Raw genomic sequence first — 23,515 nt, 5'->3', positions numbered from 1 at the left:
GCAGGGAAATGAGCGCTTACCTTTGGGTAGAAGGAACATGGGATTGATGGAGCCGAGTTCACCAAAGAAGGGAATTGGATACGGCCGTGCTGCGCATAAATTGAATAGCGCTCTCCCGCCTGCGAGTGAGCCAGTGAAGCCAACTGCATTGATAAGTGGATGCTGCACCAGCGCTTGCCCAACCGCGTGGTCTCCTCCCTGTATCTGGCTGAAAACACCTGGGTGCAATTCACAACGTTGAATAGCTTTGAGGATGGCTTGCGCAACGATGTCTGCCGTGCCGGGGTGCGCGATGTGCCCCCTGACGACAACAGGACACCCCGCAGCAAGCGCCGCCGCGGTGTCGCCTCCCGCTGTCGAGAAGGCCAGAGGAAAATTGGAGGCACCAAATACGGCGACCGGTCCAATGGGGCGTTGGATCAACTTTAGATCAGGTCTGGGCATTGGTTCGCGCCCCGGCAGCGCCGGATCGTGCCGATAGTCGAGATGAGCTTCAGTTTCGATGTAGTTAGGCCGTGTGGACGAATTGACTCAGGTATAAGTTTTGGGATTCCGGATTTGATTTCAAAGTGATTCATAGGTTGCCGACGTGATTTGGAGGTCGGCGATGTGTACGAAGATGACAGAACGGGATTTCGAACTGGCGCTGGAGGTTTTCCGGGCTTGCTTGCCACGGGTTGGCGCGAAGGCAAAGAATGACCGTCTGTTTCTCGAGGCGCTGCACTATTTCACGCTTCCCAACATCTCCTGGCGCGCTTTGCCCGAGCGGTTCGGCAACTGGAACAGCGTCTGGAAACGCTTCGACCGCCTTGGCAAGGCAGGTGTGTTTGAGGACTATTTTTCCATTCTGGCCGGGCTTGATGAAGGCGCGCATCTGATCGCCATGTTCGACAGCACCGTCATTCGCGCCCATGTTTCCGCGGCAGGCGCCAAAGGGGGCAGGAAGGTCAAGCGCTTGGGCGCTCGCGCGGCGGGTTCGGCACCAAAATCCATCTGAAAACGGACCGGAACGGCCTGCCGCTTGGGTTTGAGCTGACCGGTGGCGAAGCCTCTGACAGCAAGCAGTTTACGGATCTCATGGAAACCGGCCCCGAGATCAAGCACCGGGCCATAGTTGCCGACAAGGGCTATGACAGCAATGCAAATCGGGAAACTGCGCGGAAGGCCGGGGCTGTCCCGGTCATCCCTTACAAATCAAACCGGCGCGACATTCCCAGGCACTTCGCCAAAGCGCTCTACCGGGGCCGCGCACGCATCGAACAAATGATGGGGAAGCTCAAACGCTTTAAACGCGTCGCCCTGCGCTGCGAAAAGACCGCCAGAAATTTCCGCTCCATCGTCGCAATCGCCGCCGCCTTCATCTTGATCAAATCCGTCCACACGGCCTAGCAAAGAGAACCAATTGGCCGCAGGTACGATCAAGCTCACCATTCAAGCGTGGTGTTGGTAATCCGGTTTCGCGAGCACCAGTTTGGACAATATCTTCTCGTCGAGCTGAAAGTTCTTCTGCAATTGCGCGCAAAAACTCGGATCGTTCTTTAACACTGCTTTGTCCGAAGCTGGAAAATGCAGCTTCCGCTGCTTCTGCAGCCTGATCGACTACAGCGACCGTACCAGCGCAGAACGTGTCGGGGCCTCCAACGACGGGGTCGTTGGTAAATGCAATGCTTGTTTCGATCCATCTACCGGAAATCAAATGTTTTCCGTTTAGCATTGTGTAAATCCGTTTCTATTGTATTCGAATTTGTGTGGTTGGTCATGTCGCCCATTCGAGCGGTAGGTCCATGTTCACCAACTATTGTTCTGCGGTTTGGTTTTGCGCTCTCCTGTTGGCGCGAAGCATCGCAAGGATCGCAATTATCGCTCCGGCAATTAGAAGTGCCGAGATCGGGCGTTGGAGGAAGATCATCGGATTATCATGTGACATGATGAGCGAACGACGCAGATTTTGTTCCGCCAAGGTGCCCAGTACTATTCCCAGAAGTAACGGAGACAGCGGAATGCGGATCTTCTCCAGCAAGAAACCAATCACACCAATGGCCAGCGTCAGCCACATGTCGAACAGTGAATAGCGGACTGAATATGCGCCCATCATGCACAGGAACAGGATCGCCGGTAGCATGATCCTCTGATCGGTGCGGATAAGGCGCGCAAACACACGCGCAAGCAATAAGCCAAGAATTAGCAGAACGAGCTGGGTGGCGATTACGCCAGCAAAGAGTACATTAATTAGCTCGATGTTGTTCACGAAAAACACCGGGCTGGGTTCAAAGCCGTGTATTGTCAATGCGCCAAGCAATACTGCGGTGACCGCATCCCCTGGTACCCCCAGAGACAGCATTGGGATCAATGCTCCAGCGGTTCCAGCATTGTTGGCCGCTTCTGGGGCAACAATGCCCTCAGGTATTCCCGTGCCGAATTTGCCAGGGTGCTGTGATGAGCGCTTAGCTTCCGAATAGGCTGCATATGCGGCAATGTCGCAGCCAGCACCTGGCACCGAGCCGATAAAGACCCCAATCAAGGCAGATTTGCACATTGTCCAACGTGTTTTGGCAAGGTCTGATAATCGCGGGAGCAGCCCACTCGCCGTATCACTGTCAGAAAATTGGAGCAGCTTTTCCGCCCGTGCCAATACCTGTGCAACACCAAAAAGGCCTATCAATACCGGGATAAGCTCAATACCTCCCAGCAGTTCACGGGTATCGAATGTGAACCGTGCTTGCGCCGAAATGGGATCAAATCCAATCGTTGTGACAAGCAAGCCAAGTGCTGCTGCCAATGCCCCACGTCGCAGGTTGTTTCCTGACACCGCGATGATCATCGCCAGCCCGAACATCGTCAGTGCAAAGAACTCCGGAGGGCCAAATGCCAGCCCGACTCGGGCAATCCAGGGCGCAAGCAACGTCATTACGACAGCGCCGATGGTTCCCCCAACAAAGGAAGCAACGGTGGCAAGACCAATTGCACGGCCGGCCTCACCACGTTCCGACATTGGAAACCCGTCCAACATCGTCGCCGCTGCGGCGGGCGTTCCGGGGGTTCGCAACAAAATAGCTGAGATTGATCCGCCATAAATCCCGCCGCAGAAAACACCTACGAGCATCAACAATCCCTGCAAGGGATCATGCCCGAATGTGAAAGGCAAGAGGAGTGCACAACCTGTTGTGGCTGTCAGACCCGGTAGAGCTCCCACGAATATTCCGGCAGCAACACCAAACGCGATATAGAGAAAGATCCACGGATCGCTGCCCAGGGCAGCGAAACCTTCGAGTATCGGAATGGACATCAGAGGATTTCTCCCAGCACACCGAGTGGCGGCGGCGCATGTGCAAGCTCATCAAGCAAGAACCAGGCAACTGCCGGCAAGGCAAATCCCGTAACTGTCAGCAACAAAGGATTCCGGAGACCGAGTGTTGCCATCAGACCAATCAACCAGACTGGCGCCACAAGCGGATATCCGACAACCGGCATGACCAGCAGAAAAATACTCGTGAGTCCAAGGAAAGCCACGGTTTTCCAACCTAAGGCGTTCCCGGTCTCCTCGACGTAGCGGTCAAACAACATGGTAACTGCAAGAAGCGCAACGGCTCCGCCAGAGATCAACGGAAACAGATGCCCGCCATGGAGGGTTCCGTCGCCGTATTGTATGCCGATGAAGATCGCGCCCAACCCAACGAGGGCAAGCGCGACCGACAAGCAGCGTTCAAGCAAAATGCTCACAACCAGCCTACTATGTTTGAAGGTGTTACTTGCTCAGCAGCCCGATGGAATCGAGTGCTGGCCGCAGTGAAGCATCCATGCCTTGAAGAAAGTCCGCAAATCCTTTTGGATCAGCGTAAACGAGGGGCAGACCACGTTCTTCTGCCATTTTCTGAAACGCTTCACTTTCGAAGCAAGTTTTCAGACCCGAAACAAGTTTGGCTTTCACATCAGCCGGCAATCCTTTCGGGGCGGCAATGCCGCGCCAGTCGTAAATCGGTGCATCCAGCGCATACCCGGCCTCTGCGACTGTTGGAGTGTCAGGAAATGCTGAAACACGCTCTGTCGCGTTGACGGCCAAGATCTTGACCTCACCGGCATCGACCAGCTGCTTGACCTCATCAGCGCCAGTTGCAGCTACCGCAACGTGACGTCCAAGTAGTGCGGTGCGAACTTTGGCTGATCCGTCAAAAGGTACATAGTTGAAAGTAGCTCCATGCGCTTGAGCCAGAGTTGCAGCTGACAAATGCCAAGATCCGCCAGTACCGGAGTGGCCCACGGTAACGACGCCTGGATTCTCCTGTGCAAACTTCATCAAGTCGTCGAGCGTGTCCCACTCACTTTCGGCAGCGACACTGATTGCACCTGGACTTTGATTGATAAGCTGGATCAAATCAAAGTCTTCCGGACCAAGGTCTACCATACCCATAGGCTCATAGGCTGATAGCTGAAACGTTACCAATCCGATTGTGTATCCGTCCGGTCGCGCTGCTGCTGTGGCACCCATTCCGGTTGCGCCGACAGCTCCGGTTTTATTTACCACATTCACGTTCGTTCCGAGACAGTTTTCGGCGTCCGCGACCAATGTTCGGGCGATCGCATCGGTGCCGCCACCGGCGGACCATGGCACGATCAAGGTTATGTCTTTTTCGGGAAACTCCGCGAGTGCTGGAGTTACAAAAAAAGCAGCAAGAACAGATAGATAAGTAGATTTCATGGTTTCCTCCCATGCCGGGATTGGTTACAATGATCTCAGCGCCGCCCGGTCGGCGTTGATTGTTTTTCAAGCCTTGAAAGGCCTTCTCATGATTGTTCGTATCGCCGTCTTCAAAGGACGTGTCAAAGACCATCTCCAAACCGATTTCGAAACTCATGTCACCCACAAAATGCTACCTCTGATTGCATCTTTTCCTGGAATTTCTTCCGTGGGAGTTCTAAGGACCGACGGCGGAGATGGGGTGTTTACCGACGCCTGTCTTGCATTAGAAATGCGCTATCCGGATCTTTCTGCGATGGAGCGGGCTCTGGCTTCTCCAGAGCGCGCGCAAAATGCAAAGGAAACCGAAGTACTGCTGGCTATGGTCGATGATCCGAGTGTGAGCCATGCTGTCTTCAAGGTGATAGGTCAGGGTTAAGAGAAACGGTTAGCTTCCTGGAAACTCGTAGAAGGGAGCCGGTGTCAGGATCATGTTCTGTTGACTGATCAGATAACCGGCTTCAGCACTCATTTTCAAAAAAGCCTGCCAGTCCGGATCTGCGGCGAGAGCGGACCTTTTTGCTGCACGATCAGCAGCGTTCTCATAGACCCAAACGTGTACGTATGAGTTTACGTTGCCTGTCTCGACTGCCCCGTACAAAACCGGTTGCCCCAAATGCTTGGACTGCACGGCCCAGCCGTTTTCTTCATAAAGTTTCATATGTTTTTTGATGGTGCCGGGCCGGCAGGTATAAGTTCGATGATCAAAAATCATAGGGTTGTCTCCGTTGTGGTTTTTGTGCCGCTGAGCAGCTGCATGAAATCGGCCAGCGAGTAAACCAGCATCACGGCTCCGGAGAGGGGGATGCTGAGATAGAAGAGCGCGGACGGGAGCCCGAGGATGGGCGTCAGGGCCTTCGCGCTGAGCGTCAGGTCGGCGCCGTAAATGGTCATTACTGCCAGGAAGCAGATCGAGAGCGCTGTCGTTGCAAGGCGCAGGATTCGCGAGGACAAAGCAGGTAGCGATGAAGGCAACCAGTCTACCTGGAAGTGATCCTTTTCACGCCACAGTGCGGCCGTGCCGGTAAAGACCATCCAGGCGAACAGTCCCTGAATGACTTCATCGAGCCAGGAAAACGCTGCGAGCTGAAACGTCCGGGCGAACACATTGGCAAGCAGCAGAACAAACAGGGCCGCGAGACAGAGGATCGGAACTGCGCGCAGGACTTTGCCGGTCAGGTTGTCGAGGGTAGCAAACATGGCTAGTTCCCGAGCAAGAGGTTGGGAAGCCATGTCGACACGGCCGGAAACACGATAACGGCGAGGAGAACGGCGCTAAGACCTGCGAGATAGGGGAGCAGTGCCCTGGAAAGCCTGCCCACGCCGATCTTGGCAATCGAGGAAACGGCAAACAGAACCATTCCGACCGGAGGCGTCAACAACCCGACCATGGAACACATGATCATGATGACCCCGAATTGGACCGGATCCACGCCGATTTGCGTCATGACCGGTGCAAACAGAGGCACAGTCAACACGATCACGGCAATACCCTCCAGGAACATTCCGAGGACGAGCAGGATTGTCACAACGATCGCCATGATCACCATGGGATTATCGGAAAACCCGATCAGACTGTTGACGAGCTGATTGGGAACGCGTTGGTGGATGAGAAGCCAGCCGAAGAAACCAGCCGCCGCGATGACGAACATCACGCGTATGGTATGTTGCAGCGTTTCCCAGAGGATGCGCGGCAGGTTCCGGATCGAAATCTCCTTGTAGACGAACATGGAGAGGACCAGGGCGTAGGCACTTGCCGCCACACCCGCTTCCGTCGGCGTGACGATCCCACCGAAAATGCCGGCGATGATGATGACGGGCGTCAGCAGCGAAAGAGCCGCCCCCAGAAAACTGCGGCTGATCTCGAGCCAGTCGATATGGGGCCTCTTCGGCATCCTGCTACGATGGGCAACAATCCAGACGGCGACCATCAGCGCCAATGCCATGAGCACTCCGGGCACGACCCCGGCCAAGAACAGTTTGGCGACGGACACGCCGGTGATCGAAGAATAGAGAACGAAGGGAATGGAGGGCGGAAAGACCGGTCCGATGGTCGACGACGCAGCGGTGATTGCGGCAGAGAAGTCCGGATCATAACCCTTGTCCTCCATCGCCTTGAGTTCAACCTGCCCGAGACCTGCTGCATCAGCTACAGCTGCTCCGGACATGCCGGAAAAAAACAGTGAAGCAAGGACATTCACCTGTCCGAGCCCGCCGCGTACATGACCCACGCAGGCGTCAGCGAACCGGAAAATTCTCTCGGTGATTCCGCCGGTGTTCATGAGATTGCCGGCCAGAATGAAAAAGGGAATCGCCAGCAGTGTGAACCCGGTCGTTGATGAGAACATCCGCTGCGGCACCATCGCCAGTATGCGAAAATCGCCTTGCAGCGCATAGAAGCCGACCGCAGTCAAACCCAGGGAAACGGCTATGGGCAGGCCGATCGCGATCAGGATGACCAGAGCGCCCAGTATGAGAAAGGTTGTCATGAGGAATCCCGAAGGCTGCTGCCCCGTCAGATCGGGGGCAGCAGACCGTTTGGTTAGTCGAGGAAGCCGAGGAAGGTTGTCATGTTCTCTGCGCCGCTGTATTCGGCGACGCGATCACGTGCGGGCCCCATTTTTGCGGCGAATGTGGCATGATCAGGACGGGTCACCTTCATTCCCTGTGCTTCAAGAGCGGCTATTTCCTCTTCTTCCTGGGCAATGACGGCGGCACGCATCATGTCGCCTGCGGCCTTGCTTTCTTCGCGCAGGATCTGTTGCTGCTCGTCGGTCAGCCCGTCAAAAACATCCTTGTTGATGACATGCACCATCGAATTGTAGACATGTCGCGTCAGGGCCAGATGCTCCTGGAAATCGTTCAGCTTGTAATGGTAGATGACGCCAATCGGGTTTTCCTGTCCGTCGACCACGCCCTGGTTGAGCGCATTCGGCAACTCCGGAAAAGCAATCTGTGTGGTCGCAGCTCCCAGACCTTCAAGCGCAGCCACGATCTGCAATTCCGGCGGTGTCCGGAGCTTCAACCCGGTGACATCGTCGGGGCTATCGATTGGGCGTACCGAATTGGTGATATTCCGGAAGCCGTATTCCCAATTCGACAGCATTACCAGACCCTGCTCCTCAAGCTTGGGCGCCGCCCAATCCATGAACGGCCCGTCAAGGATTTCATGGGCATTCTCGTAAGACGAAAAGGCAAAAGGCGTCATGACAGTGCCGAACGCCTTTTCGTATTTGTCGAGCCCGCCCTGCGTCGGCAGGTTCATTTCGATGGCGCCGAGCACGGTCTGCTCGAGCTGTTCGGGCGGTGAACCCAGTTCGTTGGCGGGATAGATCTCCACCTCGATCGCACCGTCAGTGCGCTTCTTGACGTTCTCGGCAAACTGGACGGCGGCGAGATGACCGGGATGGCTTTCGGCCGCGAAATGCGCCAGCCGCAATGTTACGTCCTGGGCAAGCGCCGACGACGTGAATGCCAAACCGGCAATGGTTGCAAGCAGTGTGGATTTAAGCATCTGTGGTTCCTCCCTGATGATGCAAAAAATCTTGAAAATGCCTCTATGGTTCGTCCGTTCCGCTTTGCGGACGCGATCAGCCCTCCCTCTTTTCCGGCAGCGCGGCTTCGATACCTGAGAGCTCTTCATATGGCTTGATGACGGCGGTGCAGCCTTCGTCGGAATGACCCATGATGGACGCGAGTGCGTAGGTCTGGTGGATGGAGTCTGCCATGAAGCCCGGCAAACCTGCCGACGAGAGCCATTCAGCGTAATAGCGCACGTCTTTCTGGGCGTTTGCCAGGGACATGTGCGGCGTGAAGTCCCGGCGAAGGGTCATTTCACCATAGAGGTCCATCATTCCGGACTTGCCTCCAGCTGCCGAAATGATGCCGATGACTTTCGTCATGTCGAGGCCTTCCTTGGCCGCCAGGGCGAAGCCCTCGCAGAAGGTCGCAACATTTGCGAACGCGATGTAGTTGTGGATCAGTTTCAGGCGGATTGCGTGCCCCGCCGGCCCGACATGAAAAATATTCTCGGCGTAGGTCTCGAAGATCGGGCGGAGCCGACCCAGGATCTCCTCGCTGCCGCCGAAGAGGATGTTGACTTCGCCTCGGTCGGCGTGGAACGGGGTTCGGGTCATCGGCGCTTCGGCATAGTGAATCCCTCGCTCCTCGCAGGCCTGGCGCATCAGGTCGACATGCTTGACGGAGACTGTTGTGTGATCGAGGAAAATGCTGCCGGGTTTCAGGGCAGCGAGCACACCCTCCGCTCCCAGGGCCAGTTTCTGAACTGCTTCCGCGGTCGTGATGCAGACGGCGAAGACATCGGCGTCTCTTGCCATCTCAGTGGGCGAAATCCCTTCCCGGGCTCCTTGCGACACCGCACGCGAAACTGCTGAGGCATCAAGATCGGAAACGGTCAGGTCCAATCCGTTCAGCAGCATGTTCTTCGCCAGTCCTCGGCCCATGCCCCCCAAGCCGATCAATGAAATACGCGTTCCGGACATCCATACCTCCTTGTTGTGCGACATACGAAAACATAAAACCAGTTGTCAGACAACCTGTTTTCTGCTTTATTGTCGCTATTGTTGGTTTGCGGCGCAAAATGTATTAGGTTGATGAAGCCGCCCGGAGTGCTGGAATGACAGAGAATTCACCCCTTTTCGACCGTATCGACCGCCCTCGCAGGCTGCCGGACGAAGTCGCGGTTTCGATCAGCAGTGCAATAGAAAACGGGCAGCTGAAACCTGGCGACCGGCTCCCTACCGAAGCCGAGCTTTCCCAAAGGTTCGGTGTCGCCCGTACGGTTGTGCGCGAGGCGATTTCCTTCCTCCGTTATAATGGCGTGGTCGATTCGAGGCGCGGAGTGGGGGCCTTCGTGGCAGATCCGAGCAAGCGCTCAGCCTTCCGGATTAGTCCCGCCTGCTTCGAGAAGCGGAAGCAGATCGTTCAGTTGTTGCAGCTCCGCACGGGTGTACAGGCCGGAGCGTCAGCGCTTGCGGCAGAGGCTCGCAGCGACGAACAGATGAGCGAAATCGCAGGGCTCTTTAAAAAGATGGAGACCGCCGACCTTCTCGGTCCCGAAGCGGCTCTGGAGGAGCGGGTCGATCTGGAGCTGCAACTCTACCGGGCTATCACGGTTGCTTCAGGGAATCCCTATTACGTGGATGTCGTCACAATGATCGAGACCAACATCCAGGACAATCTGCGCTCCGCGTTTCTCAAGAACGCCGCGACCTCGGAATTCGGTCCGGAAATTCTGAACGAACATCGTGCCGTGATCACTGCGCTTGCGGAAAGCGACGCCGAAGCAGCTCGTCTCGCGACACGCAGGCGCTTCGAAAGAGCCGCGGAACGTCTAGCCGCTCGTGCGGACTTCGCCTGAAAAGATCCAGAGGTAAATATCGTGAGTGAACTTGCAACGCGCCACGGCGGCGCGCTCCTAACCGACTGTCTCGTCGCACAGGGCGTCGAACGCGTTTTCTGCATTCCGGGTGAGAGTTTTCTTGCAGCTCTCGATGGCTTGAGAGACTCGAAGATTGATGTCGTTGTAGCCCGCCAGGAAGGTGGTGCGGCGATGATGGCAGAAGCTACCGGCAAGTTGACCGGCGAGCCCGGGGTGGCCTTCGTAACTCGGGGACCAGGTGCCACCAACGCCAGCGCGGGTGTCCATATTGCGTACCAGGATTCAACACCAATGATCCTGTTCGTAGGACAGGTGGCGAGTGATCAGCGAGACCGGGAAGCCTTTCAGGAAGTTGACTATCGGGCCATGTTCGGCCCACTGGCAAAGTGGGTAGCCGAGATTGACCGGGCGGACCGTATCCCGGAATACGTGTCACATGCTTTTCATGTTGCTCAAACCGGTAGACCTGGACCTGTTGTTCTTTCCCTGCCGGAAGACATGTTGTCTGGTCCGGCAGTTGGCGAAGCCGTTCCGAAAGCCGTTCTGCCTTCCGGGATGGCACCCGGTGAAGACATTCTTGAGGTCATTAGTCGCTTGAAAGAAGCGCAGAATCCGATGGTCATCGTCGGCGGAGGTGGGTGGTCAGGAGAGGCCTGTTCGGCACTTGCCGAATTCGCAAGCAACCTTGATCTTCCCGTTGGTGCCTCCTTCCGTTGCCAGGACTATCTGGACAATCGTCATCCAAACTATGTCGGCGATGTGGGAATTGGTATCAATCCGGCACTGGCGGAACGTGTGCGCAAGGCTGATGTCATTCTCGCCCTTGGGGCCCGACTGGGCGAGATGACAACTTCCGGATACACGCTTCTGAATTCACCTGTGCCGAGCCAGCGCCTCATTCATATTCATTCAGACCCATCTGAAATTGGTCGCGTATACCGCCCAGACTTCGCTGTTGTTGCTCAACCTGGACCGGCATGTATACAGCTCGCCAAAGCCGCCTCTGTTTCCATGCGTCGCCCCACAACGAACGAGGCGCGAGCGGACTATGTTGCATGGCAGCAATTGCAGGAAACGCCCGGGTCTTTGAAGATGGAACGGGTGATTGATCATCTCAACACCGTTCTTGGCGACGATGCTATTTTGACCAACGGAGCCGGAAACTACTCGGCCTGGCTACACAGGTACTACCGCTACCGTGGCTGGCGGACTCAGTTGGCGCCAACATCTGGATCCATGGGCTACGGACTACCGGCCGCCATTGCAGCCAAACTCCAGCACCGCGACAGGGACGTAATTTGCCTAGCCGGTGATGGCTGCTTCCAGATGGTGAGCCAGGAATTTGGCACTGCCTGCGAGCAGGGTACAAACATTGTCGTCATCATTAGCGACAACGGTATGTACGGGACAATTCGTATGCACCAGCAAAAACATTACCCATTGCGCCCCTCTGGAACCAAACTAACCAATCCCGACTTTGCCGCGCTCGCAGAAAGCTATGGTGGATTGGGAATCACGGTGACAAAAGACGAAGACTTCCCAGAGGCATTTGCTCGAGCACGCCAAGCTTCGGTTCCCAGCATCATTCATTTGAAGCTTGACCCGAACGCCTTGTCACCAAAGCTGACTTTGGAAACCGCTGAGTGAGTGGTGCCGCAGAAATCTGGAACAGAGGCGTTTGGTTTCCAGCACCGGGCAACCAAACGTCTAACACTTAATAAGTGGTCAACGAGTTTTCCTACGTAGCGTATGATTTAGAGGAAACCCTTTCCAGCACTAGTGCCCGATCTTGGGACGTTGATTCACACCCTGCCAAAAGCCGCAATTTGAGTAAGAGTTTACTGTGAGGATTTTCCAGTCTGGGAGCGAGCCGTACTGATGAAGGTTTGGAAATATTTGAATGTGCACAAAGCGTTGATTCTGAAGCAGGGCGACGACCGCGTTTCGGTTCCGAAGAGCAGTCTGACGACGTTTTCAACTGTAAAAAGAAGTTGGCGGGTTGGTAGCCCAACGAGATGCATTGCCTGAAGCAACTTAGGGCCCTTCACCAACAGAATTTGCTCATCCAATTCAGAGACGTGTCTGTGTCGCCGAATGGTTTGTATTCTGCCCCGAGCGGAGAAGAATACCCCAAATCCTCCAGCACTCGAAAGACGTACCCGAAGTCGATCTCTCCTTGATCTGGAGGACCTCGATCCGGGACTGACGCAAATTGAATGTGGCCGATATCGTTGAACAGAGCTCTAAGTTTGTGTGTGAGGTTACCTTCCATCAATTGCACGTGGTAGCAATCGAACATAAGCTTTAGGTTTTGTGCCCCTATGCTTTTGATGATAGCGGTCGCCTGGTCGGTCGTTGTCAAAAAATAGTCCGGCGCATCATACTTGTTTAGTGGTTCAATAAGAATGTTAATTCCGAAGGGTTCTGCAATCTCGCAAGCGTAAGTAAGGTTCCTCAAAAAGGTCTGATGAGCCTCGTTGCCGTTGGAAAACCCGGCCATGACATGAACATTTGGTGTATTGATTGCTCGAGCATAGGCTACGGCCTCGTCGATTGCTGATTTGGCGTCGGTCTCGCGCCCAGGAAGGGCTGCAAGCCCGTTCTCACCTGCAGCGATATCACCGCGGCGCGTATTAAGGCCAAGCATCTGCAGCCCGGTTTCTTCAAGTGCTGTCCTGACCTCCGAGGACGACGTCTCGAAAGGCCAATGGCATTCCACCGCGTCAAATCCTGCGAGTTTCGCTGCACGTATTGCATTCGGAAGCGGGCGATCCGTCCACAAGAATCCAAGATTTGCAGAAAATTTCACAATTCCCACTCCACATTGAACTTCTTAATTAACCCTTCTATCTGAGGGGCTCTGAGACCACGCGGGTTCATTCCTCGCGTCATCATTGTCAATCGCGCGGTGTCTTCAAGTTCCTCGATCGCATTACAGGCCGCCTCGACGTCCTTGCCAGCTACAACAGGGCCGTGATTGGAAAGCATCACGGCAGAGCGCTTTCCGGATAGGCCACGTATGGCCTCGCCCATTGCCGGATCGCCTGGCAAGAAGAAAGGCAACAGCTTTACGCGGCCCAACTTCATTATGCCGTATGGTGTAAGAGGAGGTAGAAAGTTGTCTTCATCCACGTCGGGCATCATCGACAATGCCACGGCATGACAGGAGTGCAGGTGCACAACACCGCCCGTAGATGAGCGCGTCTCATAGAACGCGCTGTGAAGGGGCATTTCTTTCGTGGGGTTGTCACCGCCGATCAAACGACCTTTGGCGTCAAACCGACTCAATTTCCCCGGATCGAGCCGACCAAAGCTGGTTCCAGTTGGGCTCACCAACAGTCCCCCATCATCTGTGCGGGCGGAAATATTCCCGGTACTGCCAGAGGTTAATCCCCGATCGAACAGGGATTTGGCAAGCATACAAATCTGCTCACGCAGCCGGGCTTCCTTGCTCATCCTGCTGCCAACTTCGTTTGCGCATCCGAAAAGAAGGTTTCAGTTCCGAAATTGCCGGATTTCAGCGCCAGAGCAATCTGGTGGCCTCCTGAACAACAAAATGTCCAAGGCACACCTGGGGCTATTTCCTCCCCAACATCAAGCCGGTCTGCTCCAAGCCCCTTGGTAACTGCACCAGAGGTTTCACCTCCCGCCACAATTACACGTCTGGCTCCAGCATCGCGCGCGGCGATTGCGCAGGCAGCAAGCGCCTCTTCAATGATCTTACCGGCATTTGAAACACCAAGTATTTCCTGTGCACCCTTTACGCTGACCGGATCGGCGGTCGCATAGAGGATTGGAGCACGTGCCAAATCTTGTTTCGTTACCCAATCAATTGCGTTTTTGGAACCGCTCTCAGCCAAATCCAGCGGATCAAGCTTAAAGGACGGAGCCCCAAGACTCAGGTAATGAGAAACCTGTTTTTGCGTCATGGCCGAGCAACTGCCTGACAAGACGATTGTCTTTGCGTCAATCTCTGGAGGCTGTGCCCTGGAAAATGCCTGAAGCATTCCGTCAGCCTGGTAAAGTGGTGGCAGGGGCATTGCAACTGCGCTGCCTCCTGTCATTAGCGGCATGTCCTTACATGCGGCTGCGATGGTTTCCAGGTCACAGGTTGCCACGGCATCTACCACTATATGGGCGATCCCTTGCGCTTTCAGGCTATCAAGCTCTCCGCGCACTGCATCGCTTCCCCTTGCCACGGTCAAGCGATCAATCAGACCGACCGGATGCTTGACCTGCGGTTCCAGCAGGCGCATGAGATTGCTGTCGCGCATCGGCGTGAGCGGATGGTCTTTCATGGGGCTCTCGGCAAGTGGCTGCCGTTCCACGAAAAGGTTACCCATAAAAACCGTGCGTCCGTTTTCCGGAAAGGCTGGGCAATATATTGTTTGACTGGTGCCAATATCAGCCATAAGCGCTTCTGCCACCGGGCCGATATTCCCCTTGGATGTGCTATCGAAGGTCGAACAATACTTCCAGAAAAACCTTTTCGCACCAGCCTTACGCAGCCATTTTAATGCTGCGCGAGTGTCTTTCAGAGCTTCGGCTACCGGTGCGGTTCGTGACTTCAGTGCAATAATCTCGAAAGCGGCAGTCTGATCAGGTGGATCTGATGGAACTCCTATCCTCAGCGATACTTGCACACCGCTACGTGCAAGAAGTCCCGCAAGATCGGTTGCACCAGTAAAGTCATCTGCGATACAACCAAGGAGAGTATCCATCTTATTTATCCTCATGACTGCCTTGCGGTGAATACATTATTATTTTAAATAAAAATAAATTTTTATTAGTAAAAGTTAACCAGTTTTCCAAACAATAAAATATTATAATGAAAATTTTTCCGATAAAACTTCTACTAAACTGACATTATTCAGCAATTTTGGGAATATCTGCGACGGGTAGATCGCTGAACCTGCTTCTTACGGCATTGCTGCAAGCAACTGGGTCTTCAACAACTGCATAATGGCCAAGTCCAACTAGAGGAACGACCCGACCAAAAGGCGCTGCATTCGCTGCGTCGCGTGCAAGTGCCAACGGTGCCTGCATATCCTCTGTTCCAGTCAGTAACGAAACCGCTAAATTGGATTTTAGCAAAGGCTCAATGGCACCAGGACGACTAAGTGCTAGTTGAGTCTGAGCATCTATGTGCTCTTGGACGTCATCAGCCATTTTGAGGACTGTTTCCCGTGCTTTTGATGGCTGGGGACCTGCGAGTGGCTGCAGGCAAGAAGCAAGAGCAATCGCACCACCCCTGCAGTGAACATCCTGCGCAAACTTAATTCGATCTGAACGCTTTTCTCGACGATCAGCATGCGGATTGAGTCCAAATAGAATGAGTTCTTTGGCACACAAGCAATCAGCGAAATGCGCCGCCACAATTGCCCCAAGAGAAAAGCCACAAACGATCGACCCGGGTGCGCATTTTGCTTGGAGTTCGTCTCTGTAATCTTCGACGTTCGGATGGCGCAGAGAGACAACGTGCCGGAACCTAGCAGGAACCGCCAAGGCATCAAGAAACGCGTCGAATACAGCTCCGGTACACAACGTTCCGGGTAATAATACCCAAGACCGACCGTCTGTCAGCTCAGTAGCCATGCGCGGCTTTCTTCACGCCATTAGCTTTACCGTGAGCACCGGTTAGAACTTGAACGGTTCCCGACAGACTTCTTGTCAAATGTGCAAAATCGTTGCCGGGCGTGACCAGTACACAGCCTTGATCCAAACGCGTAGACGCTTCTTCAGCGTCCGCGCAGAAAATACCAACGGGAACATTCTTGTGCTTTGCGCGTTCCAGCACAGTTGCGATAGCCGCTTCAGATTTGGACCGAGGAAGCGAGACGTGGCCATCGATAGCAAAAGCCATGTCATTTGGACCAAGGTAGAGCATATCAATGCCGTCTACTTCGAGGATTTCGTCAATCCGGCGCACTGCTTCGGCAGTCTCGATCATTGGTATCGCCATAACCGTTTGATTGGCGTGCTCCACATAGTCGCGACCTCCGTACAAGAGGCCACGAGACGGTCCGAAACTTCGGTTCCCGTGCGGCGGATACCGGCACGCGGCAACAAGTGTCGCCGCGTCCTCGGGTGTGGAGATCATTGGGCAGATGATCCCGTAAGCACCTGCATCCAGAAGATGCATGATTTTTGCCGGATTCAACTCTGGCACGCGAACCAATGGAACGGCCGGCGTCGCGGAGATCGCCTGCAACATATGCAGTGCCTCCTGAAACCCCAGCATACCGTGCTGCAAGTCGATCGTAACCGAATGGACACCGGTATGGCCAATCCCTTCAGCCGAGTAGCTCGACCCAATGGAAAGCCAGGCGTTCACGACAATCTCACCCGAGGCGAGTCTTGTTTTGACAAGATTGGGACGCATTAGCCTGCTCGCTTGTACTTTGGCAGCAAAGCTGACTTGGCCACAAATCCACCCGCATCAAGCGCCATTCCTTCGGCAAGCGCTGCTTCGATCACATCGTCTGCGAAGACCGGCCGCTTTCGATGGTCACCTGACACGACGACGAGTGTTTCTGACGGCTCATCCCCGAGCACCTCGATTGACCGAACAACACCAGCGGGTATCGAATAGGTGTCCCACGCGTCGAGATCTACGGAAACATCGGCACCGTCATTGAGTTTTATCCGGATCCGACCACAATGGACGATCAACACCATCTTGTCAGGCAGCGTGAATGGGCTCACGCGCTGACCAGGCGCCATGCGTAGCCATTCAGCCGAAAAGCCGTGCGGGTTGGTAATCGGGACAGCGTGATCACGGTTTTGAGACAAGCCGAAGCCGATTACGGGAGCGATCTCCGCGCCGCATCCCGGAAGACACCCATCGATGAATGCGGGCCGGAAGTCACGTTCAGCCGACGTCACGACACGCTTTCGCATTTCCTCTGTTGAGACGTTGCGCAACTCTGCGACCTCGTCTTCCGGCATCGGCGGGATACGTCCGCCCTCGTCGGGGACGACGTCGCCGCTTGAGGCATCAATCAGCGTGTTATCGTCTGAAATGTAAAGTCCGTAGTTTGCTGCTTCGCGAATGATATCTGGATGAAAAATCACGCCGCCGGTATTGTCACCGCCAAGAACCGTGAACAGCCAGCCATCATCAGGTCCGGTGTTTGTGAAACCACGGAAAATCCATGTTGGCACCGACACAATGTCGCCCTGACGACCTACAATCTCGTTTTCACCGTTCGGTCCCCAGCGGAACGTCCACTCCCCCTTCTGGACGACAAACACCTCTGCGGTGAAGTGGATATGCAGATTGTTGGTGATACCATTCGGCATGGTTGCTGCACCGATGTTAAAACCGTGCGGTTCGGGCAGGTTCACCACTTGCTCGTCAGACGAGGTCACGCCTGGCCCGATAATCGAGTAGTTTTCCTTCAAGTGCGATCCGGGTTTCTTGCAATCGATGAACGCGACAGTGCAAGAGACATAATCAGACCTTTTTACCCTGCGGGCTTCGGCGGCGTTTTGAGAAAGTTTGGTCATTTGGTTTGTCCTTTCTGAACGGTCAGCCGTCGAGACGCTGTCCCGTGTCCTTGTCAAACAGGTGTATCCGTGCCCCTGACTTTGGAGCCAGGACACAATGAGAATTGATGGGGGCGTCAAAATCCGCAGGGCCGCGCGCACAAATCGACGTGGTTTTCTCGCGAACCGTCACAAGCGTTGAATCGCCCGTAAGCTCCAATGCGTAGAGACTGCCAGACATGGGTGCAGAATCTGCATTTCCGAGTTCAAGATCTTCCGGACGTATGCCAACCACCACATTGTTCCGATCGGAACCACTGACTGGCAGTGCCACGCCCGGAGCCTCGAAACGTCCGCCAGCTATCCGACCTTCAATAAGGTTCATTGAGGGTGACCCGATAAAGCTTGCGACAAAAAGGTCGGCAGGTTCGGAATAGATCTTCTTGGGGGTGTCGAGTTGAACGATCCGCCCCTCGCGCATTACCGCGACCCTGCTCGCGAGTGTCATGGCCTCCATCTGGTCATGCGTGACGTAGACGGTGGTTACACCAAGCTCGTGGTGCAGGTGTTTCAGCTCCGCCCGCATAGTCACCCGAAGCTTGGCATCCAGGTTTGAAAGAGGCTCGTCCATAAGGAAAATTTTTGGAGTGCGTACAATCGCCCGTGCAAGCGCAACTCTCTGTCGCTGACCACCCGACAACTCTGAAGGCCGACGTTTCAGGAGTGCGCCCAGTTCGACCTTGTCGGCGGTTTCTTTCACCCGGGCGTCCCTGGTTTTGCGGTCCACACCTCTCAATTTCAGTGGGTAGCCGATGTTCTCGGCCACAGTCATGTGCGGGTAGAGACCATAATTTTGGAAGACCATCGCGATATCGCGGTCTTTGGGCGGTTTGTCATTCACCCTTTCCCCTGCGATGAGCAGATCACCTTCAGTTATTTCTTCCAGTCCTGCGATCATTCGCATCGTCGTGGTCTTGCCGCAGCCCGACGGACCGAGCAGCACAAGGAACTCGCCTTCCTCGATGACAAGGCTTTGCTTGGGTACGGCAAGGAAACTGCCATAGCGTTTTTCGACGTCGACAAGCTGCACTTCGGCCATGTCCAGTCCCTCTATTTTACTGCTCCGGCAGTCATGCCGCGCGTGAAGTGTTTTTGAATGAGAAGTGCCATGATGAAGATCGGCACCGTAATCATGACCCCTGCCGCGCTCATCAACTCCCACAGGTCTCCCCGCTCGGTGCGGAAGCTGACAAGTCCGACTGGCAGGGTCACCGCATCGCGGCGCGTCAAGATCAGCGCGAACAGGAATTCGTTCCATGTCAGGATGAAGCAGAAGATCGACGAGGTCAGAATGCCTGGCGCCGCCATCGGCATGACGATGTCCTTAATAACCCGCAGACGTGACGCCCCGTCGATCATGGCCGCCTCTTCACTGTCAGTCGGGATAGCGTCGATGAAGCCCTTGATCATCCAGATCACAAAAGGCGTTACGATTGCCAGGTTAACAACGATCAGCGCTATACGCGTGTCAAGTAACCCAAGAGACCGGAACATCAGGAAGAACGGAAGTACAATGACGACAGCCGGGATGAACTGGGTGGAGAGGATCAGGAAAAAGAGGAACTTGCGTCCACGAACCCTGAACCGCGAGAAAGAATATGCGGCAAGAGATGCGCAGGGTACGGCAATAAGTACCGTAACAGATGCAACGATAACCGAGTTCAGAACCATGTCGCCCAGATTCCAGGGAGCCGAGAAGACTGTGACAAAATTGGACAGCGTCGGACTGAAATCGAAGGAGAGGGAATAAGCATCCCTTGGGCGCTTGAATGCCGTCAGAAACATCCAGATGATCGGAAAGAGGACGACACAGGAGATCATGAGCAACAGGGCCCGCTCGCTCCACCAGAAAACTGTCTTTGTCATGCTGTGGCCATCTTTCTTTCGCTGAGCAGCATCCGGACGTACCAGATTGAGATCAGCATCATGATTGCGGTCAGGATCCATGCCAGCGCAGAGGCATAGCCCATGTCGTACCATTTGAAGCCAACGTTGAAGATGAAGTAGGCGAGCGTCTCGGTCGAAGTTCCAGGACCGCCACCTGTAAGCGTAACCACCTGGTCAAACATCTTTAATGCGAAGATGGTCTTCAAAACTGCCGCGACGAGGAGCACACCTTTCATCTGCGGCAGAACGACTTCGAATATTATCCGGAGAGAAGTCGCACCATCTATACGAGCAGCCTCTTCAGTCTCACGTGGCACGGATGCGAGACCACCCAGGCACATGAAGGTCATGTACGGAGCCCAATGCCAAACATCCGTCAGCACCAGAATGGCCATTGCAAGATCGGGACTGGCCAGCCAGGGAACACCTTCAAGCCCTGGGAAGACTGCACCCAGGCCCTTCGCGATAACGCCAAATTCAGGATTGAACATGAATCGGTAGCTGACACCAATCAAAGCCGGGCTCATTGCAAACGGCAAGATCAGGACAATTCGGGTAAACGTATGCAGCATTCCCTTGCGCCGCAAAAGAAGAGCAAGCGACATCGCGATAACCAGTGTCAATGAGACGCTCGTTATTACGAAGACTGCCGTAACCCAAAGTGAATTCTGGAACCCCGGTTCGGTAAAGGCATAACCATAGTTTTCCAGACCGACAAATTCGCCCGGCCTGCGTTGCTTGGTCAAGTCCCACTCGCGAAACGACGTGACCAGAGAATATGCTAATGGATAAAGCGTGGTGGCCAGCACAATCAGGAATGCCGGCACCAGAAGCACGTATGACAGAGACCGATCCCGCATGTCGCACCTATTTGTCATGAATGATTGCGGTGAGCCCAAGTGGGCTCACCATTGATTTCCTGCAAGTCGTTCAGCGAATACGCTTTATCTCTTCAGCGGCATGATTGAGTGCGGTTGCTGTGTCTGCCTCTTCACCACTTGCCAGGCTGGAAATCGCCGTTTCGAGAATTTCCGCCACCCGTGGCCAGTTGTCGCCGAAGTCCATTCCCTCGGCTGTAGCGAGCGCGTCTGCTGCTGCCGCGTGCATTCCACCCCAGCGGGCATTGACTTCGCTGTCCCTCAGATTTGAAAAATGGACGGCGACGACTTCGTTCAGTTCTTCGTCCAAGAGAACGTCACGTTCGAGCGCAGGATCAGTCAACCACCCCAGATACTCAGCGGCAGCTCCCTTGTTTCCTGCACCTTCGGTGACGGAAAAGATCCAAGTGTTGGTGAAGGTCGTTTTTGCAGCACCTCCAACGGATGGCAACGAAGTGAACCCTAGCTGGTCTGCCGTCACCTTCGATTGCTCGGCATCTGTCAGCTGAGAACGCACCCACCACCAGACAGGAAGCATGGCTGAGTTGCCCTGCTTAAAGCTGTTTACTGCATCCTGCTCTACAAAAGTCGCAGAGCCGGCCGGGGCAATGCCCTGTTCAGTCAAGAAACTGATGTATTGCGAAGTTGCCGCAACACCAGCCTCCGAGTTGAAAGCAGGCTCACCGTTTTCATCAAACAAAACCCCACCATTGCCCCAGAGCAGGTTGATCCAGACCATCAAGTTCTGACCGTTCAACTTGCCATAAGGTAGCGCGATACCCGATGCATCGGACACGTTTTGAACCGCTTTTGAGGCAGTAATGACATCGCCCCAAGTGGACGGCACATCGACACCGGCTTTTTCAAGAAGATCTTTTCTATAGAAGAGAAGCTGAACGTGCCCGCGTACGGGCAACCCAACGAGTTCACCGTTCACCATGCCATGCCGGAGATGTGCTTTCGGAAAGTCGGATAGGTCCGTGCCTTGCGCCGCAATCTCATCGCCAATTGGCTGAACAAGATTCAGCAGTGATGGCACCCACTGATCCATGATTGAGACCACGTCATAGTCCCCACCAGCAATCATCTCGGTGGTCAACGCCTCTTTCATGTTGGGAAATGGAACGTAGTCAAGCACGACATCAATGCCTGTCGCGTCTTCAAATTCCTTGAGGCGGGCCTCCTGCGCTTCGAACTGGCTGGATTTTACAGCCAGGACGTGAACCGTCTCGCCATCAAAAGGCTTGCCTGAGGTTGCCTCCCATGCACATGCCTGGCCGGCGACCATTGCTGCCGCAATTGCAAGGCTGCTGGTGATTAGCTTCATTTGATCCTCCCGTATTGAAACTCTCCCGACGTTAGTCTCCGCCTTGTATATTGTCAATAAAATTATCAATAATTATATTGATGGAATTGAGAGGGAAACTCGTTTAGTTTTCTCGTTAAGCAAAGGTAGGTAAAAGCATGTCGACGTCGCTTCAAATCGAACTCGAAAACGACATCATTTTCGGAGTGTACGCGGCCGGAACACGTATCACCGAAGACAGCGTCATGGAGCAGTACGGCGCAAAACGGCATACCGTGCGCAACGCATTCTCGGCTCTCGAAAGCCAGGGATTGCTAGTGCGCCGACCAAATAAGGGCGTCGAGGTGGTTGAGTACACTCCGGAAGAAGTGGACTCATTGTACGATCTACGGATTATTCTTGAAACCGCCGCTGCGAGGCGGACGTCGCTTCCAGCCAACCCGGATGTGATCCAAAGGCTTGAAGAGATCGCAGCTCGCCATGCCGACGCTGTGAAGTGCGAGGATTTTCGAGAGGTTTATCGACTGAATCAGCAATTTCACGAGCTACAGTATACGTGCTGCGAAAATCCCAGGCTGGCCGACATGATTTCCCGGCATGCGCGCATGGCGCAACCCATTAGAGTCGTTAAATACGATGACAAGGAACACATGAGAGCCATCGTTACGCAGCACATGGCCATTATTGATGCCTTGCGCGGCGGTTCGCAGCAGGCCTATGAGCAAGCTGTACGAGAGCACCTGCCCGCATCCGCCGAGGCATATAGAGCCTTGTATGAGCGAAGATACGGCAGGCGCCGGGCGTCAGGTTGAACGATTTGGCACTACCCGTACTTGTCGAGACCACCTAGCCATAAAATGCTGGCGCAGATGTCCACAAATCCAGCGACTAAGAAAACGCGTCAGTCGGGTTTGTCGTGACGCAGACGGATCGTGAAATTGGCGCAAAATTCAGATCATTGACGAACACTCAGATCGCGTGTTGTTGAACGCTCAGTCCACCGTCTATCGTCAGGCACGTGGCGTTCATGAAGGGGCATTCGTCCGAAATCATGAAAACGGCAGCCTTCGCAATTTCCTCAGGCGAGGCGATCCGCCCACCCGGATGGAGTTGCATGGTCTCTTCCCTCGCTTTGTCTGGGTCGGGAAAGCTGTTCCAGTAGTCTACGACTTTCTGGGTCTGGACATATCCCGGAGCAAGGCTATTCACTCGGATGTTGTTGGCGGCATATTCGAGACCAAGCGATCGGGTCATCCCGAGCAGCGCATGTTTTGCAAGCGGATAGGGAAACGTCTCCCGAATGATCGTGAAGGCATGGGTTGATGCGATGTTGAGAATCACACCACCGCCTTGCCGGATCATTTTCGGCAACAAGGTTCTCGTGCAATTCCAGGCGCCCTTGAGGTTGATGTCGAAACATCGCTCCCAGTCTTCATCCGAGCACAGCAGTGGCCTGGTGAAGACATTCACGCCTGCATTGTTGATCAGAGCATTCAGGTCGCCGATTTCTGCCGCCGCTCTTTCGGCGGCAAGGGCTATCGCATCCTTCTGCGTGATGTCGGCCGGCATGAAGGACAGCCGCCGTCCCTGCCCCTGCAGTTCGCCCACAGCCGTTTCAAGCAGCTCCCCGTCCCTGTCGATCAGGAACACGGCGGCATCTTCAGCCAGACAAGATTCGGCGATGGCTTTCCCGATGCCCTGGGCCGCGCCTGTGATCATGATTTTCTTGCCCTTCAGACGATTTGTCATGTGCTCTCCAA

Annotated in this window: 25 protein-coding genes and 2 pseudogenes; 6 read left to right on the top strand and 21 right to left on the bottom strand. The window is 54.7% G+C overall.

The features are described from left to right. Nucleotides 1-510 (bottom strand): annotated as a pseudogene (locus tag Q666_RS65490) (aldehyde dehydrogenase family protein); the annotation flags it as partial. Nucleotides 511-607: 97 nt separating this feature from the next. Here Q666_RS65490 and Q666_RS43770 point away from each other — a divergent pair. Both Q666_RS43770 and Q666_RS43765 read left to right on the top strand, forming a co-directional pair. Next, nucleotides 608-997, top strand: a complete 390-nt coding sequence (locus tag Q666_RS43770; RefSeq protein WP_035908008.1) for a transposase — start codon at nucleotides 608-610, stop codon at nucleotides 995-997. Continuing rightward, a pseudogene (locus Q666_RS43765) lies at nucleotides 943-1,389 on the top strand (IS5 family transposase); the annotation flags it as partial. The gene Q666_RS43770 and the pseudogene Q666_RS43765, both read left to right, overlap by 55 nt. On the opposite strand, the gene Q666_RS65485 reads toward Q666_RS43765, so the two are convergent. The 4 genes from Q666_RS65485 to Q666_RS43750 form a co-directional block, all read right to left on the bottom strand. Then, nucleotides 1,367-1,714, bottom strand: a complete 348-nt coding sequence (locus tag Q666_RS65485) for an aldehyde dehydrogenase family protein (protein ID WP_081713229.1) — start codon at nucleotides 1,712-1,714, stop codon at nucleotides 1,367-1,369. The pseudogene Q666_RS43765 and the gene Q666_RS65485 overlap by 23 nt on opposite strands. 81 nt (nucleotides 1,715-1,795) lie before the next feature. After that, nucleotides 1,796-3,286, bottom strand: a complete 1,491-nt coding sequence (locus Q666_RS43760; protein ID WP_022999846.1) for a tripartite tricarboxylate transporter permease — start codon at nucleotides 3,284-3,286, stop codon at nucleotides 1,796-1,798. Then, nucleotides 3,286-3,696, bottom strand: coding sequence for a tripartite tricarboxylate transporter TctB family protein (locus Q666_RS43755; RefSeq protein ID WP_152533314.1), 411 nt, complete (start codon nucleotides 3,694-3,696; stop codon nucleotides 3,286-3,288). Before Q666_RS43755 ends, Q666_RS43760 begins: the two co-directional genes overlap by 1 nt. Before the next feature lie 49 nt (nucleotides 3,697-3,745). Continuing rightward, on the bottom strand, nucleotides 3,746-4,696 hold the full coding sequence (locus Q666_RS43750) for a tripartite tricarboxylate transporter substrate binding protein (RefSeq protein WP_081713228.1): 951 nt from the start codon (nucleotides 4,694-4,696) through the stop codon (nucleotides 3,746-3,748). Between Q666_RS43750 and Q666_RS0133090 the strand changes: the two genes are divergently transcribed. Further along, on the top strand, nucleotides 4,695-5,114 hold the full coding sequence (locus Q666_RS0133090; RefSeq protein WP_022999843.1) for a hypothetical protein: 420 nt from the start codon (nucleotides 4,695-4,697) through the stop codon (nucleotides 5,112-5,114). The genes Q666_RS43750 and Q666_RS0133090 overlap by 2 nt on opposite strands. Nucleotides 5,115-5,123: 9 nt before the next feature. On the opposite strand, the gene Q666_RS43745 is transcribed toward Q666_RS0133090, so the two are convergent. From Q666_RS43745 to Q666_RS43725, 5 genes are all read right to left on the bottom strand, one after another. Beyond that, a complete protein-coding gene (locus Q666_RS43745) occupies nucleotides 5,124-5,450 on the bottom strand; it encodes an NIPSNAP family protein (protein ID WP_022999842.1) in 327 nt (108 codons plus the stop codon). Continuing rightward, nucleotides 5,447-5,935: a TRAP transporter small permease subunit gene (locus Q666_RS64780; RefSeq protein WP_022999841.1), complete on the bottom strand. Its 489-nt coding sequence runs from the start codon at nucleotides 5,933-5,935 to the stop codon at nucleotides 5,447-5,449. The genes Q666_RS43745 and Q666_RS64780 overlap by 4 nt, the downstream gene beginning before the upstream one ends. A gap of 2 nt (nucleotides 5,936-5,937) precedes the next feature. Beyond that, a complete protein-coding gene (locus tag Q666_RS43735) occupies nucleotides 5,938-7,224 on the bottom strand; it encodes a TRAP transporter large permease (RefSeq protein WP_022999840.1) in 1,287 nt (428 codons plus the stop codon). A gap of 53 nt (nucleotides 7,225-7,277) precedes the next feature. After that, on the bottom strand, nucleotides 7,278-8,249 hold the full coding sequence (locus Q666_RS43730) for a TRAP transporter substrate-binding protein (RefSeq protein WP_022999839.1): 972 nt from the start codon (nucleotides 8,247-8,249) through the stop codon (nucleotides 7,278-7,280). A 76-nt stretch (nucleotides 8,250-8,325) separates the two neighbouring features. Then, the gene (locus tag Q666_RS43725; RefSeq protein WP_161633230.1) at nucleotides 8,326-9,237 is read right to left on the bottom strand and encodes an NAD(P)-dependent oxidoreductase; all 912 of its coding nucleotides are present in this window, start codon (nucleotides 9,235-9,237) and stop codon (nucleotides 8,326-8,328) included. A gap of 134 nt (nucleotides 9,238-9,371) precedes the next feature. Here Q666_RS43725 and Q666_RS43720 point away from each other — a divergent pair, with 134 nt between their 5' ends. After that, a complete protein-coding gene (locus Q666_RS43720) occupies nucleotides 9,372-10,115 on the top strand; it encodes a GntR family transcriptional regulator (protein ID WP_022999837.1) in 744 nt (247 codons plus the stop codon). Between the two features lie 21 nt (nucleotides 10,116-10,136). Further along, on the top strand, nucleotides 10,137-11,783 hold the full coding sequence (locus Q666_RS43715; RefSeq protein WP_022999836.1) for a thiamine pyrophosphate-binding protein: 1,647 nt from the start codon (nucleotides 10,137-10,139) through the stop codon (nucleotides 11,781-11,783). A gap of 397 nt (nucleotides 11,784-12,180) precedes the next feature. Here Q666_RS43715 and Q666_RS43710 read toward each other — a convergent pair whose 3' ends face one another. The 10 genes from Q666_RS43710 to Q666_RS43670 all read right to left on the bottom strand — a co-directional run bounded on the left by Q666_RS43710 (nucleotide 12,181) and on the right by Q666_RS43670 (nucleotide 21,776). Continuing rightward, a complete protein-coding gene (locus Q666_RS43710) occupies nucleotides 12,181-12,945 on the bottom strand; it encodes a TIM barrel protein (RefSeq protein ID WP_022999835.1) in 765 nt (254 codons plus the stop codon). Beyond that, complete coding sequence (locus Q666_RS43705; protein ID WP_022999834.1) at nucleotides 12,942-13,592, bottom strand: aldolase; 651 nt, start codon at nucleotides 13,590-13,592, stop codon at nucleotides 12,942-12,944. The genes Q666_RS43710 and Q666_RS43705 overlap by 4 nt, the downstream gene beginning before the upstream one ends. Continuing rightward, nucleotides 13,589-14,857, bottom strand: a complete 1,269-nt coding sequence (gene otnK / locus Q666_RS0133085; RefSeq protein WP_031268923.1) for a 3-oxo-tetronate kinase — start codon at nucleotides 14,855-14,857, stop codon at nucleotides 13,589-13,591. Before otnK ends, Q666_RS43705 begins: the two co-directional genes overlap by 4 nt. Nucleotides 14,858-15,002: 145 nt before the next feature. Continuing rightward, nucleotides 15,003-15,731, bottom strand: coding sequence for an alpha/beta hydrolase (locus Q666_RS65905; protein ID WP_152533313.1), 729 nt, complete (start codon nucleotides 15,729-15,731; stop codon nucleotides 15,003-15,005). After that, a complete protein-coding gene (locus Q666_RS43695; RefSeq protein ID WP_208993855.1) occupies nucleotides 15,721-16,470 on the bottom strand; it encodes an aldolase/citrate lyase family protein in 750 nt (249 codons plus the stop codon). The genes Q666_RS65905 and Q666_RS43695 overlap by 11 nt, the downstream gene beginning before the upstream one ends. Before the next feature lie 47 nt (nucleotides 16,471-16,517). Continuing rightward, nucleotides 16,518-17,645 carry a hypothetical protein gene (locus Q666_RS43690; protein ID WP_022999830.1) on the bottom strand — a complete coding sequence of 376 codons (1,128 nt, stop codon included), beginning with the start codon at nucleotides 17,643-17,645 and terminating at the stop codon, nucleotides 16,518-16,520. Between the two features lie 22 nt (nucleotides 17,646-17,667). Next, a complete protein-coding gene (locus tag Q666_RS43685; RefSeq protein ID WP_022999829.1) occupies nucleotides 17,668-18,723 on the bottom strand; it encodes an ABC transporter ATP-binding protein in 1,056 nt (351 codons plus the stop codon). Between the two features lie 11 nt (nucleotides 18,724-18,734). Further along, a complete protein-coding gene (locus Q666_RS43680) occupies nucleotides 18,735-19,550 on the bottom strand; it encodes a carbohydrate ABC transporter permease (RefSeq protein WP_031268922.1) in 816 nt (271 codons plus the stop codon). Further along, on the bottom strand, nucleotides 19,547-20,407 hold the full coding sequence (locus tag Q666_RS43675) for a sugar ABC transporter permease (protein ID WP_200863761.1): 861 nt from the start codon (nucleotides 20,405-20,407) through the stop codon (nucleotides 19,547-19,549). Before Q666_RS43675 ends, Q666_RS43680 begins: the two co-directional genes overlap by 4 nt. A 94-nt stretch (nucleotides 20,408-20,501) precedes the next feature. Continuing rightward, entirely contained in the window at nucleotides 20,502-21,776 is a 1,275-nt protein-coding gene (locus Q666_RS43670; RefSeq protein ID WP_022999826.1) for a sugar ABC transporter substrate-binding protein, read from the bottom strand. A 137-nt stretch (nucleotides 21,777-21,913) separates the two neighbouring features. On the opposite strand from Q666_RS43670, the gene Q666_RS43665 reads away from it, so the two are divergent. Continuing rightward, nucleotides 21,914-22,567 (top strand): GntR family transcriptional regulator, encoded by a 654-nt coding sequence (locus Q666_RS43665; RefSeq protein ID WP_022999825.1) that lies wholly within the window; start codon nucleotides 21,914-21,916, stop codon nucleotides 22,565-22,567. A 157-nt stretch (nucleotides 22,568-22,724) separates the two neighbouring features. Here the strand turns inward: Q666_RS43665 and Q666_RS43660 are convergent, their stop codons facing one another. After that, nucleotides 22,725-23,504, bottom strand: coding sequence for an SDR family oxidoreductase (locus Q666_RS43660; RefSeq protein ID WP_022999824.1), 780 nt, complete (start codon nucleotides 23,502-23,504; stop codon nucleotides 22,725-22,727). Nucleotides 23,505-23,515: the final 11 nt, after the last annotated feature.

Source organism: Labrenzia sp. C1B70, assembly GCF_000475395.1.
In the GTDB taxonomy this organism is placed as follows: Bacteria; Pseudomonadota; Alphaproteobacteria; order Rhizobiales; family Stappiaceae; genus Roseibium; species Roseibium algicola.
This window is presented reverse-complemented; position numbering and strand designations above follow the sequence as displayed.

Bases quoted from the DNA above. Each gene is read 5' to 3' on its own strand.
- Q666_RS43760 (WP_022999846.1), bottom strand. From the start codon at position 3,286: ATGTCCATTCCGATACTCGAAGGTTTCGCTGCCCTGGGCAGCGATCCG.
- Q666_RS0133090 (WP_022999843.1), top strand. From the start codon at position 4,695: ATGGTTTCCTCCCATGCCGGGATTGGTTACAATGATCTCAGCGCCGCC.
- Q666_RS43745 (WP_022999842.1), bottom strand. From the start codon at position 5,450: ATGATTTTTGATCATCGAACTTATACCTGCCGGCCCGGCACCATCAAA.
- Q666_RS43690 (WP_022999830.1), bottom strand. From the start codon at position 17,645: ATGACCAAACTTTCTCAAAACGCCGCCGAAGCCCGCAGGGTAAAAAGG.
- Q666_RS43670 (WP_022999826.1), bottom strand. From the start codon at position 21,776: ATGAAGCTAATCACCAGCAGCCTTGCAATTGCGGCAGCAATGGTCGCC.
- Q666_RS43730 (WP_022999839.1), bottom strand. From the start codon at position 8,249: ATGCTTAAATCCACACTGCTTGCAACCATTGCCGGTTTGGCATTCACG.
- Q666_RS65905 (WP_152533313.1), bottom strand. From the start codon at position 15,731: ATGGCTACTGAGCTGACAGACGGTCGGTCTTGGGTATTATTACCCGGA.
- Q666_RS65485 (WP_081713229.1), bottom strand. From the start codon at position 1,714: ATGCTAAACGGAAAACATTTGATTTCCGGTAGATGGATCGAAACAAGC.
- Q666_RS43680 (WP_031268922.1), bottom strand. From the start codon at position 19,550: ATGACAAAGACAGTTTTCTGGTGGAGCGAGCGGGCCCTGTTGCTCATG.
- otnK (WP_031268923.1), bottom strand. From the start codon at position 14,857: ATGGATACTCTCCTTGGTTGTATCGCAGATGACTTTACTGGTGCAACC.
- Q666_RS43725 (WP_161633230.1), bottom strand. From the start codon at position 9,237: ATGTCCGGAACGCGTATTTCATTGATCGGCTTGGGGGGCATGGGCCGA.
- Q666_RS64780 (WP_022999841.1), bottom strand. From the start codon at position 5,935: ATGTTTGCTACCCTCGACAACCTGACCGGCAAAGTCCTGCGCGCAGTT.
- Q666_RS43665 (WP_022999825.1), top strand. From the start codon at position 21,914: ATGTCGACGTCGCTTCAAATCGAACTCGAAAACGACATCATTTTCGGA.
- Q666_RS43660 (WP_022999824.1), bottom strand. From the start codon at position 23,504: ATGACAAATCGTCTGAAGGGCAAGAAAATCATGATCACAGGCGCGGCC.
- Q666_RS43735 (WP_022999840.1), bottom strand. From the start codon at position 7,224: ATGACAACCTTTCTCATACTGGGCGCTCTGGTCATCCTGATCGCGATC.
- Q666_RS43685 (WP_022999829.1), bottom strand. From the start codon at position 18,723: ATGGCCGAAGTGCAGCTTGTCGACGTCGAAAAACGCTATGGCAGTTTC.
- Q666_RS43705 (WP_022999834.1), bottom strand. From the start codon at position 13,592: ATGAGCAAGGAAGCCCGGCTGCGTGAGCAGATTTGTATGCTTGCCAAA.
- Q666_RS43720 (WP_022999837.1), top strand. From the start codon at position 9,372: ATGACAGAGAATTCACCCCTTTTCGACCGTATCGACCGCCCTCGCAGG.
- Q666_RS43770 (WP_035908008.1), top strand. From the start codon at position 608: ATGTGTACGAAGATGACAGAACGGGATTTCGAACTGGCGCTGGAGGTT.
- Q666_RS43750 (WP_081713228.1), bottom strand. From the start codon at position 4,696: ATGAAATCTACTTATCTATCTGTTCTTGCTGCTTTTTTTGTAACTCCA.